Origin of the sequence: Micromonospora sp. NBRC 101691, from assembly GCF_030269285.1 — a bacterium.
Classification (GTDB): Bacteria; Actinomycetota; Actinomycetes; order Mycobacteriales; family Micromonosporaceae; genus Micromonospora; species Micromonospora echinospora.
Map to the genome: position 1 here is coordinate 233,285 of NZ_BSTB01000009.1, position 11,483 is coordinate 244,767.

The following is an 11,483-nucleotide window of genomic DNA, read 5'->3' on the forward strand; positions in this document are numbered from 1 at the left end:
GGAGACATGAAGCCCGCGACGCTCGGTCCGGACGACCTGCTCCCCGCCGACCGGATCCCACCGCCCTGGCCCGGCCGGTCGGTGCTCCTCGACGGCTCGGTCATCCACGTCCGGGACACCCCGGCCACCGCGCCGGGCGCGGAACCGGCGCTCTATCTGCACGGCCTGGCCGGATCGGCGCAGAACTGGACCGACCTGGCCGGGCTGCTCGCCGGGCGGCTGGACGGCCAGGCCGTCGACCTGCCCGGATTCGGGCACAGCGATCCGGCCCGCCGCTACACCATCGGGTCCTTCGCCGACCGGATCACCCGGTGGATCGAGCACTCCGACCGGGGACCGGTGCACCTGTTCGGCAACTCGTTGGGCGGGGCGGTCGCGGTCCGGGTGGCGGCGCTGCGACCCGAGCTGGTCCGGACGTTGACGCTGATCTCGCCCGCCCTGCCCTTCCTCGACTTCCGCCGCTCGTTGCAGGGGCGGATGCTGCCCCTGCTGGTGATCCCCCGGGGCGAGCGGCTGGCCGCCTGGCGGCTGGCCCAGCTGGCTCCCGAGCTGATGGCCGAGCAGGTGCTGGCGGCGTGCGTCGCCGACCTGACCCGGATCGGTGAGCAGCGCCGCCGTGAGGCGCTGGAGGAGATCCGGCTCCGGCATCAGACCGCGCACCACGCCGCCGCGTACGTGCGCACGTTCCGGGGCATCGTCTCCAGCTTCCTGCGGTCGTACCTGCCGGGTTCGGGTTCGCTGTGGCGGATGGCCGGCGCGGTGCGGGCCCCCACGCTGGTGATCGGCGGACGGCAGGACCGGCTGGTCGACGTACGGGTGGCGCCGCAGACGGCCCGGGTGATCCCGGACAGCCGGCTGCTGATGCTGGATGCCGGGCACGTGGCCCAGATGGAGCTGCCCCGCACGGTGGCCCGTGCGGTTCTGGGACTTCTCGACGACGTGGCGCAAGTGCGTGACCGGGGGTGACGTGGCACCCTGAGCGGGATGTCCACGACTTCCTCCCGCCCGCGCCGTCCACATCGGAGGGTCCTGGCATACGCCCTGACCGCGTCGGCGGTCGCGGTCGTGGTCGCGGCCGTGACGGCCGTGCTGCCCGCCCGGTCCGGCACCGGACCGGCCACCACCGGTTCGGCGGTCACCGGACCGACCACGGCCGGACCGGTCGGTCCGCTCGTCGCGCCGTCGCCCACGCCGTCGCTGTCGCTGTCGCCGAGCGTTACCGCGTCCCCGCCCCTGCTGCGGATGCCGGGTCCGGTGCCGTCGGCCGGGCGGGGCACCTTCGGCTACGACGACCAGCCGGGTGAGCTGCTCGGCCGCGCCGGCACCCTGCGCCGCTACCGGGTGGCGGTGGAGACGGGTTCCGGGGAGGACGTCCGGGCGTTCGGCACCGAGGTGGAGCAGGTGCTCGCCGCGCCGGGCAGCTGGATCGGCGGCGGGCGGCTCCGCCTGCAACGGGTGCCGGGGAACGCGCCGCACGACTTCACCGTCTATCTGGTGACGCCCCGGACGGCGGGCCGGATGTGTGCGGCGGGCGGGGTGGACATCCGGGTCGGTGGTCGGCCGTACACCTCGTGCCGGGCTCCCGGGAAGGTGATCCTCAACCTCGACCGGTGGCGGACGTCGGTGCCGCACTTCGTGGACGCCGGGGTGCCGTTGGCGGTCTACCGGGCGTACGTGGTGAACCACGAGGTGGGCCACGAGTTGGGATACCGGCACGAGCGCTGCCCGAAGCCGGGGCGGCCGGCGCCGGTGATGATGCAGCAGACGCTCTTCCTGAAGGGCTGTGTCGCGAACCCGTGGCCGTACCTCGACGGCCGGCGGTACGCGGGCCCACGCCTCTGAGTCCCCTCCTGGCGGGGCGGCCCAGGATGTCGACTTTCGACCGATGGGCCGCTCGCGCCGATCACCTGTCCTACCGGTACCCGCACCCAGGGTGACCAGGCACGTTCCCGCTGTCGATCTATCGTGAGAACTCTTCATATATCGACCGATCGGGTCTACGCTCAGGCGATCATGAAGTGAATCACAGTGGAGGTCCGATGAGGAAGATGGCCATTCGTCGCACGAGCACCCTGCGTCTGGTGTCCGGCGCCCGCCGGCTCTGGTTCGAGTGGTGCTGGTAGTTACCGGCCGGGCGGGCGTCCCCGGACGCCCGCCCATGCGGCGATCGGCCCGGCCGTGACCGACGCGTCCGGCGACTACGACTGCCACCGCGACCTCGGCCCGTACGCCGGGGTCGCCGACTTCCTCGGGCGCGTCGCCACCGACCGCCCCCGCCTGGCCGCCCGCCACCGGGTCGAACTCCACGCCATCGCGCCCGGCCTGGACCGGACGGCACGACCCGCGGCGGAGGAGGAGCCGATCCGGTTCCATCCGGCGCGACGCACCGCCTGCCTGGCCTACGGTGCCGCGGAGTTCGTAGCGGCCTGGGCGGACCGGCTCCGTCGCCCGGTCACGGTGCGGTTCGCACACGTCGCCGACGCCGACGAGACCACCCGCGAGCTGATCGAGACCCTGGTCCGCCGGGTCGGGGCGTCCCCGCTGAGGCTGGAGCTGCGCGACGGTGGCGACCACCCGGCGACGGTGGCCGACCCGGCGCCGGAAGCTGTCCGCGCCGCCCTCGGGGACAGCCTGGCGCGCGGGTTCTACCACCACGCGGCCCGGGTCGCCCGGGACGGTCGCGCCACCGTGGGCCCGGCCGACGATCTGCGGAACTGGTGGGCGTTCACCACCGGTCTGGCCACCGCCCTGGTGGCGCTGGACCGCCCCACCGAGGCCCTGCGGCTCTACGACGAGGTGCGCGCCACCACCGACGACCGGAAGATCACCATGTCGGCGGCGTACTCCACCGCCATGCTGTACGCCCGGCACCTGCCGGCGGGCGACCAGGAGCCGGAACGGGCGCGCCACTGGCTGGAACGGGCCCTCGACCTCGCCGCCGGCCTCGACGATCCCCGGCAGCGCACGGTCTCCACCGTCTTCTACGAGCAGGGCCTGGCGCTGCTGGACAGCAGGGCCGGTGAGCCCGACCGCGCGCTACGGCTGATCGACGACGGCCTGGCCCGGCTGTCGGCGGTGCTCGCCCCCGGCGAGCGCCCGCAGGACCTGGCCCGGCTCCGTCACAACCGGGCGCAGGTGCACCTCGCCCTCGGTGATCCGACACGGGCCCTGGCCGACCTGGACGCGGTGGTCGCCCACGATCCCGGCAACTGCGAGTACTACGTGGACCGCGCGGCCCTGCACCGGGCGGCGGGCCGCTCCCGGGCCGCGATCAGGGACTACGCCACCGCGATCCGGCTGGGTCCGCACCTACCCGAGGCGTACTACAACCGGGCCGTGCTCCAGCAGGAGCGGGGCCGTGTCGATCGGGCCCGCGACGACCTGGAGCGCGTGCTCGCCATCGACCCCGGGCACCTCGACGCCCGGATCGCCCTGGTCAACCTGCACCGGGAGCGCGGCGCGCTCGACGCGGCCGAGGCCGGCGCGCGGGCCGGGCTGGCCCGTGCGCCCCAGGATGCCGGCCTGCTGTGCACCCTCGGGTTGATCTGCTCGGAGCGGGGCAGCGCCGCCGAAGCCGACGACCTGCTCACCCGGGCTCTGGCCCGGGACCCGGAGCTGGTGGAGGCGTGGACCAACCGGGCGGCCGTCCGGTTCGAACGCGGCGAGGTCGCCGCCGCCGTGGCCGACCTGGACCGGGCGGTCGCGCTGTCGGCGGCGCCCGTGCCGCACTACAACCGGGGTACGGCGTTGATGCGGCTCGGCCGGTGGGACGAGGCCGCCCGGGACTTCTCCCACGCGCTCGCCCAGCCCGGTCTGGACCGGGCGCTGCGCCGTGACCTCCGGGTGGAACTCGCCCGCTGCCGGCGCACGATGGCCGGGTGACCGCAGGCCCGCAGTGTGCGGCTTTGTAGGCGAATCGGGAGATTAATTCTGATTTACCGGGCATCCTGCTGGTATGCGACCGTTTACCCCTTCCGGCGGGCCCGGTGCTCCCGCCGCCCCCACCGACCCGGTCGGTGGCCCTCCCGGCGGGGTGGCCGGAGTGGTGACAGATGCCGGCCGCCGTCGGTCCCGCCCCCGCGCACTGCTGGCCGTGCTGGTGGCCGTGGCGGCGGCGCTGGCCCTGCTCTGGTCCGCCACCACCTCGACCGGCCTCGGTCCCTGGGGGCGGACCGAGGGCGGCGGCGTCCCGGCCCCCGGCTCGGGCCCGTCGACGGACCCGGACGACCGGCCCACGGCCGCCCGGAGCGACCACGGCGAGCAGCGCCGGGCCGCCGACGAGGGCGGGCGTTTCCTGACGGCGGCCGGCGGGTCGCCGGTGGCGGGCACCGACGGACCGGTCCACCGGTACCGGGTCGACGTGGAGGCCGGCACCGGACAGGACCCGGCCGACTTCGCCGACGCGGTCGACGCGACGCTGGCCGATCCCCGCAGCTGGATCGCCTCGGGCGAACTGCGGGTGCAGCGGGTCGCCGGGTCGGAGCCGGCGGACTTCACCGTCTACCTGGCCACCGCCGCCACCTCGGAGCGGATGTGCGCCGAGGGCGGCCTGCACACCGCCGGCTACACCTCCTGCCGGCTGCCGGGGAAGGTGATCATCAACCTGGACCGGTGGCTCACCGCGGTGCCGGACTACGCCGCGTCGCTGGGCGTCTACCGGGCGTACGTGATCAACCACGAGGTCGGGCACGAGTTCGGCGAGCTGCACGAGGCCTGCCCCGGCCCCGGCCGTCCCGCCCCGGTCATGCAGCAGCAGACGTACGGCCTGGCCGGCTGCGTCGCCAACGCCTGGCCGTACGTCGACGGCCGCCGGTACGCCGGTGACCTCGTCCCCTGACCCGCGTCGGCACGTCGCCGCCGCCCGCCGCGAGCCGTACCGGCGGCGGTCGTCCCGGCCGGTCGGGCGGGCCCGCCGGTTATTCCCGCTCCCGCATGTCGGGCGACGTGTCCCTCCTCATGGCCGACCAGCGGCCCGGCGAGCAACAATGGCGCGGCAACCAACGCCGATCCCGGGGAGTCCACCGTGTCGTTGCCCCCGCTCGTCGAACCCGCCGCCGAGCTGACCGTTGACGAGATCCGCCGCTACTCGCGCCACCTGATCATCCCCGACGTCGGGGTGGAGGGGCAGAAGCGGCTGAAGAACGCCCGGGTGCTCTGTGTGGGCGCGGGCGGCCTCGGCTCGCCCGCCCTGATGTACCTCGCGGCGGCCGGCGTGGGGACGCTCGGCATCATCGACTTCGACACGGTCGACGAGTCCAACCTCCAGCGCCAGGTCATCCACGGCCAGTCCGACGTCGGCCGGTCCAAGGCCGAGTCCGCCGCCGCCACGGTCCGCGAGATCAACCCGCTGGTCACCGTCGAGATCCACAACACCGCGCTGGACCGGGACAACGTCCGGGACATCTTCTCCCGGTACGACCTGATCGTCGACGGCACCGACAACTTCGCCACCCGGTACATGGTCAACGACGCGGCGGTGCTGCTCGGCAAGCCGTACGTCTGGGGGTCGATCTACCGTTTCGACGGTCAGGCGTCGGTGTTCTGGGCCGAGCACGGCCCCTGCTACCGCTGCCTCTACCCGGAGCCCCCGCCGCCCGGCATGGTCCCCTCCTGCGCCGAGGGCGGTGTGCTCGGCGTGCTCTGCGCGTCGATCGGCTCGATCCAGGTCAACGAGGCGATCAAGCTGCTCACCGGCATCGGCGAGCCGCTGGTCGGCCGGCTGATGGTCTACGACGCCCTGGAGATGAGCTACCGCAAGATCAAGGTCCGGAAGGACCCGGACTGCGTCCTCTGCGGCGAGAACCCGACCGTCACCGACCTGCTGGAGGACTACGAGGACTTCTGCGGCGCGGTCTCGGTCGAGGCGCAGGAGGCGGTGGTCGACGCGACCATCACCGCCACCGAACTGAAGGAGTGGCAGGACGCCGGCAAGGACGTCTTCCTGGTCGACGTCCGGGAACCGGCCGAGTACGAGATCGTCCGCATCCCCGGGGCCACCCTGATCCCCAAGGGCGAGATCCTCTCCGGCGAGGCGCTGGCGAAGTTCCCGCAGGACCGGCAGATCGTGCTGCACTGCAAGTCGGGCGTCCGCTCCGCCGAGGCGCTCGCCGCGCTCAAGGCGGCCGGGTTCTCCGACGCGGTGCACGTCCAGGGTGGCGTGCTCTCCTGGATCAAGCAGATCGATCCCTCGCTGCCCGCGTACTGATTCGTCCACTTAGGGGCCCCGCCGGCCGGCGGGGCCCCTAACACGTCCGCCCCCGGTTCGCGTACCCCCGCCAGCTGGGGTTTCGTCGGCCGAGCTACCGAGGCGCGGAACCGGCCGGCGTCGGTAGCGTCGTCGTCGTGGTCGATCTGGACGGTGCCATCGGCTTCGTCGTGGCGCACGGTGACGCGGTGGAGCGTGCGCGGCTCAGCTGGCTCCGCGCCGGCACGCCGCCTCCGCCGGAGATCCTCGACCTGGCCGAGGTGGGGCGGACGCCCGACGGCGGCTGGCCGGCGGTGTGGGCGGGTGACGTCACCTCGGTGGACGCGACCTGCTTCCGCCTCGGCGAGCTGGACGACCTCGGCGCGCTCGGCCGTCCGGCCGCCCGGACGGCGCTGGACTGGCTCGCCGCCCGCCAGCAGCCCGACGGCTGCTGGGAGGAGGACGCGGCGCTGGCCGACACCGCCCCGGCCTGGGCCCTTCCCGGGGACCCGGAGGCACGGCTCTACCTCACCGCGAACGCCGCCTTCCGGCTCAGCGTCGCCGGTCGCGACGCCCGGTCCGCCGGCCCGCTCGACGACCGGGTGGGCGGGGTGTACGCCGGTGTCGTGCACGCCGCCGCCCGTGCCCTGGCCGACGCCCTCCGCCCCGACGGCACCTGGCCGTCGTACCTGCCGGTGGGCTGGCTGAGCGCCGCCGTGCTGCACCTCCAGCAGATGTACGACGAGGCGGCACGGATCCGGGCGGTGCTCGACGAACGGATGCGCGACATGTCCTCGGCCGACACGGCCTGGCTGGCGGCGACCCTGCGCCGGGTGGACGTGCCGGCGGCGGAGTGGACGCTGGTGGCCGCCCGCCACCGGCTCGCCAGCACACAACGCACCGACGGTGGCTGGAGCAGCGACGACGGCCACCAGTTCGACGTGCACACCACTCTCGCGGTGATCCGCGCCTTCCGCTGAACCCGGTTCGCCGGTGAGCAGGGGCCCCCTGTTACCGCCTGGTGAGTAACAGGGGGCCCCTGCTCACACCCCGGACGCGACCGGCTCAGGGGCGGCGGGCCACCACCGCGCCGTTGGCCCCCGGCGCGTCGAACGTGATCGTCCGTACGTCGGTGAAGCCGGCGTCGGTCAGCCAGGCGGCGTACTCGGCGCCGGAGTAGTTCCGACCACCCTCGGTCTCGACCAGCATGGTCATGCCCATCAGGGCCGCTGCCGGCGGACCGGTCCGTTCGTCGTTGAGCAGCAGCTCGCAGATCACGATCGCGCCGCCGGACGGGAGCGCGTCGTGGCACTTGGCCAGGATCGACCGGTTCTGCGCCTCGTCCCAGTCGTGCAGGATCATGCTCAGCAGGATCACGTCGTGGCCGGTCGGCAGCGCCGGGTCGGTGAGGAAGTTGCCGCTGGCCGTGCCGATCCGGTCGGCGAGCCCGACCGCGTCGACCTTCGCCTCCGCCTTCGCCGTGACGTGCGGCAGGTCGAAGACGGTGGCCCCCAGTTCCGGGTACTGCCGGCACAGCTCGATCGGGAAGGCCCCGGCCCCACCGCCGACGTCGAGCAGCCGCCGGTGCGCGCCGAAGTCGTACGTCCCACCGAGCGCCCGTGCGGTGAAGGCCGAGGTGGAGTACATGGCCTCCCAGAACAGCGCCAGCATCTCCGGGTCGGCGGTGGTGAAGAGCGACTCCTGCGTCTCCGGGTCCCAGGTCAGCGGCCGGTCGGTGCGCAGCGCCTCGCCGAGTCGGTGGTAGGGCAGGTAGGTGCGCTCGTCGCAGTAGCGCACCTGGCCGCCGAAGTAGTGCGGCCGACCCGGCACGAGGAACTCCTCGGCCAGCGCGGTGTTGCGGTAGCCGTCACCGGCCCGTTCCAGCAGGCCGAGGGAGGCGCACGCGGCGAGCAGCAGGTCCGCTGGCCGCTCGGGCAGGTCGAACTCCTTCTCGGTTTCCTGACGGGTGACCACCCGCCCTCCGGCGAGCCGCCCGAACAGGTCGAGTTCGACGGCGGCGGCGAGGGTCTTGAAGGCCCAGTAACCGGACACGAGTTGCATGAGGGGAGTGGGGGTGATCATGAAGACATGTGATCATTTTTCCCCGTGATTGGGTGTCGGCAATCCGATAGTCCGTACCGGCGTGTCCACTGGCCGGACACGCTCGGTGAGGTCGACGCCTGTCGCGGTCTGCCCTGTCGCATGCCCTCTTCGCCGCCGCGCTCCGCTCCCCGGACCGGCGAAGCCGGACCGGACCGGGTGCCGGCTGTTCCCGGTCGGGATCGGCGCACCCGCCGACCCCGACCGGGAACGCGGTCAGCCGCGCAGGTGGCCGTCGCCGGTGACCACGTACTTCGTGCTGGTCAGCTCCGGCAGGCCCATCGGTCCCCGGGCGTGCAGCTTCTGGGTCGAGATGCCGATCTCCGCGCCGAAGCCGAACTCACCGCCGTCGGTGAACCGGGTCGAGGCGTTCACCATCACCGCGGCCGAGTCCACCCGGGCCACGAACTCCCGGGCCGCGCCCTGCGAGTCGGTGACGATCGCCTCGGTGTGGCCGCTGCCGTACCGCCGGATGTGCGCGACCGCCGCGTCCAGCGAGTCGACGACGGCGGCCGAGATGTCCGCCGACAGGTACTCGGTGCCGAAGTCCTCGTCGGTGGCCGGCACCACCGCGGCCGAGTACGCGGCCACCCGCGCGTCACCGTGCACGGTCACCCCGGCCTCGGCGAAGGCGGCCAGCACCGGCGGCAGGAACGCGTCCGCGACGTCGGCGTGCACCAACAGCGACTCGGCGGTGTTGCAGGTGGAGAGGCGCTGCGTCTTGGCGTTCAGGGTGATCGCCACCGCCTTCGCCAGGTCGGCGGCGGCGTCCACGTAGACGTGGCAGTTGCCCACCCCGGTCTCGATCACCGGCACGGTCGACTCCTCGACCACCGTCCGGATCAGCGACGCCCCGCCACGCGGGATCAGCACGTCCACCAGGCCCCGGGCCCGCATCAGCTCCTTGACCGAGTCGCGGGACGTGGCGTCGAGCAGCTGCACCGCGTCCGCCGGCAGCCCGGCCGAGGCGACCGCGTCCCGGAGCACCGTCACCAGCGCCGCGTTCGAGTGGGCCGCCGAGGACGACCCGCGCAGCAGCGCCGCGTTCCCGGACTTCAGGCAGATCCCGGCCGCGTCGACCGTCACGTTCGGGCGGGCCTCGTAGATGATCCCGACCACCCCGAACGGCACCCGGATCTGCCGCAGCTCCAACCCGTTCGGCAGCGTCGAGCCGCGCACCACCTCACCGACCGGGTCGGGCAGCGCCGCCATCTGCCGCAGCGCGTCGGCTATCCCGGCCACCCGCCCCGCGTCCAGCGCCAGCCGGTCCAGCACGGCCGCGCTCAACCCGGCGTCCCGCCCGGCCGCCAGGTCCGCCACGTTCGCGGTCAGGATTTCCGGGGTACGCGCCACCAGCGCGTCGGCCATCGCGTGCAGGGCGGCGTCCTTCGCGGTCCGCGTCGCCACGGCCAACGCCCCCGCCGCCTCCCGCGCCCGACGGGCCTGCTCGGTAACGCTCATCTCTCACCTTCCTGTTAGGAAGGGCCCCCTGTTACCGCTTTTTGCGTAGCAGGGGACCCCTGCAACCACCTGAACCCGGCGCACCCGCCGTCACAGCAGTACCAGGTCGTCGCGGTGGACCACCTCACGTTCGTACGCCGGGCCGAGCGCCGCGGCGAGTTCGGAGGTGGAGCGTCCGAGCAGGCCGGGCAGCTCCACCGCGTCGTAGTTGACCAGCCCCCGGGCGACCGGCGCGCCCCCGGAGTCGACCAGGTCCACGGGATCCCCGGCGGTGAACGCGCCGTCGACGGCGGTGATCCCGGCCGGGAGGAGGGACTTGCGCCGGCCCACCACCGCCTGGACCGCACCCGGGTCGAGGTGCAGGCGACCCCGGGGGGAGGTGGCGTGGGCGAGCCAGAAGAGCCGGGCGGTGGGCCGTTGGCGTACCGGGTGGAAGAAGGTGCCCACCGGCTCGCCGGCCAGCGCGGCGGCGGCCAGCGGCGCGGCGGTGAGCACCACCGGGATGCCGAAGCCGGTGGCGATCCGGGCCGCCTCGACCTTGGTCACCATGCCGCCGGTGCCCACCCCGGCCCGGCCCGCCCCGCCGATCTCCACCCCGGCGAGGTCTCCCTCACCGTGGACCTCGGTGATCCGGGTGGACTCGGGTCGGCGCGGGTCACCGGTCCAGAGCGCGTCGACGTCGGAGAGGAGCACCAGCAGGTCGGCGTGGACCAGCGCGGCCACCAGCGCGGCGAGCCGGTCGTTGTCGCCGAACCTGATCTCCTCGGTGGCCACCGTGTCGTTCTCGTTGACGATCGGCACCGCCCGCAGGTCGAGCAGCTTGCGCAGGGTCCGGTACGCGTTGCGGTAGTGCGCTCGGCGGGTCACGTCGTCGACGGTGAGCAGCACCTGCCCGACGGTGAGTCCGTGCCGGGCGAAGCTGGCCGCGTACCGCCCGATCAGCAGGCCCTGCCCGACGCTCGCGGCGGCCTGCTGGGTGGCCAGGTCGCGGGGACGGCGGGGCAGGCCGAGCGGGGCGAGCCCGGCGGCGATCGCGCCGGAGGAGACCAGGACCACCTCGCGTCCGTGCCCGGCCCACGCGGCGAGGGCGTCCACCAGGTCCGTCACGCGTGCCTCGTCCAGCCCTCCGCCGGCGGTGGTCAGGGAGGAAGAACCGATCTTGACGACGACGCGTCGGGCTGAGGTGACTGGTTCGCGCACCCGCCCATTCTGCGTGGTCGGTCCTGCTCAGCCCGCCGCCGTTCCCATATCGTGGCTGCCCATGACACCCGAGGAGTACGTCGAGGCGGTGCTGGATCTGGTCGAGCGGATCCCGCCGGGGCGGGTGATGTCGTACGGCGCGGTCGCCGACGCGCTGGCGGAACGCAGCGGACGCGCCTCGGCCCGACTGGTCGGATCGATCATGGCCCGCCACGGCGGAGGGGTGCCCTGGCACCGGGTCGTCAACGCGGTGGGCCGCCTCCCGCCCGGTCACGAGCGGGAGGCGCGGGCCCGGCTGCGCGCCGAGGGCACCCCGCTGCGCGGCGACCGGGTGGACATCACCGCCGCCCACTGGCAGCCGGAGGAATGAGCGCTCCGAGTTGATTGCAGGGGACCCCTGCTCCGCAAAAAGGCGGATTCGAGGGGTCGTTGCAACACAGGTGATCAACTGGTTTCGGTGAGGAGTTTAGCGAGGCGCTCGGCTGGGGTGTCCCAGCCGAGTGTTTTGCGTGGTCGGCCGTTGAGTTCGGCGGCTACC

9 protein-coding genes and 1 pseudogene are annotated in these 11,483 nt (G+C 73.6%); 7 read left to right on the top strand and 3 right to left on the bottom strand.

Going from position 1 to position 11,483, the window contains the following annotated elements:
- Positions 1 to 6 precede the first annotated feature (6 nt).
- The 6 genes and pseudogenes from QSK20_RS16885 to QSK20_RS16910 all read left to right on the top strand — a co-directional run bounded on the left by QSK20_RS16885 (position 7) and on the right by QSK20_RS16910 (position 7,164).
- Positions 7 to 966: an alpha/beta fold hydrolase gene (locus QSK20_RS16885; RefSeq protein ID WP_285789532.1), complete on the top strand. Its 960-nt coding sequence runs from the start codon at positions 7 to 9 to the stop codon at positions 964 to 966.
- Positions 967 to 984: 18 nt separating this feature from the next.
- Entirely contained in the window at positions 985 to 1,842 is an 858-nt protein-coding gene (locus tag QSK20_RS16890) for a DUF3152 domain-containing protein (protein ID WP_285789533.1), read from the top strand.
- 336 nt (positions 1,843 to 2,178) lie between these two features.
- A complete protein-coding gene (locus QSK20_RS16895) occupies positions 2,179 to 3,882 on the top strand; it encodes a tetratricopeptide repeat protein (RefSeq protein ID WP_285789534.1) in 1,704 nt (567 codons plus the stop codon).
- A 73-nt stretch (positions 3,883 to 3,955) separates the two neighbouring features.
- Positions 3,956 to 4,837: a DUF3152 domain-containing protein gene (locus QSK20_RS16900; protein WP_285789535.1), complete on the top strand. Its 882-nt coding sequence runs from the start codon at positions 3,956 to 3,958 to the stop codon at positions 4,835 to 4,837.
- 119 nt (positions 4,838 to 4,956) lie between these two features.
- A pseudogene (gene moeZ / locus QSK20_RS16905) lies at positions 4,957 to 6,205 on the top strand (adenylyltransferase/sulfurtransferase MoeZ).
- Between the two features lie 74 nt (positions 6,206 to 6,279).
- The gene (locus QSK20_RS16910) at positions 6,280 to 7,164 is read left to right on the top strand and encodes a prenyltransferase/squalene oxidase repeat-containing protein (RefSeq protein ID WP_352232295.1); all 885 of its coding nucleotides are present in this window, start codon (positions 6,280 to 6,282) and stop codon (positions 7,162 to 7,164) included.
- Between the two features lie 85 nt (positions 7,165 to 7,249).
- Here QSK20_RS16910 and QSK20_RS16915 read toward each other — a convergent pair whose 3' ends face one another.
- The 3 genes from QSK20_RS16915 to proB all read right to left on the bottom strand — a co-directional run bounded on the left by QSK20_RS16915 (position 7,250) and on the right by proB (position 10,945).
- A complete protein-coding gene (locus QSK20_RS16915) occupies positions 7,250 to 8,266 on the bottom strand; it encodes a methyltransferase (protein WP_285789537.1) in 1,017 nt (338 codons plus the stop codon).
- A gap of 234 nt (positions 8,267 to 8,500) precedes the next feature.
- On the bottom strand, positions 8,501 to 9,745 hold the full coding sequence (locus tag QSK20_RS16920) for a glutamate-5-semialdehyde dehydrogenase (RefSeq protein ID WP_285789538.1): 1,245 nt from the start codon (positions 9,743 to 9,745) through the stop codon (positions 8,501 to 8,503).
- 90 nt (positions 9,746 to 9,835) lie between these two features.
- A complete protein-coding gene (gene proB, locus QSK20_RS16925; RefSeq protein WP_285789539.1) occupies positions 9,836 to 10,945 on the bottom strand; it encodes a glutamate 5-kinase in 1,110 nt (369 codons plus the stop codon).
- 61 nt (positions 10,946 to 11,006) lie between these two features.
- On the opposite strand from proB, the gene QSK20_RS16930 reads away from it, so the two are divergent.
- Positions 11,007 to 11,315 carry an MGMT family protein gene (locus QSK20_RS16930; RefSeq protein ID WP_285789540.1) on the top strand — a complete coding sequence of 103 codons (309 nt, stop codon included), beginning with the start codon at positions 11,007 to 11,009 and terminating at the stop codon, positions 11,313 to 11,315.
- Positions 11,316 to 11,483 lie beyond the last annotated feature (168 nt).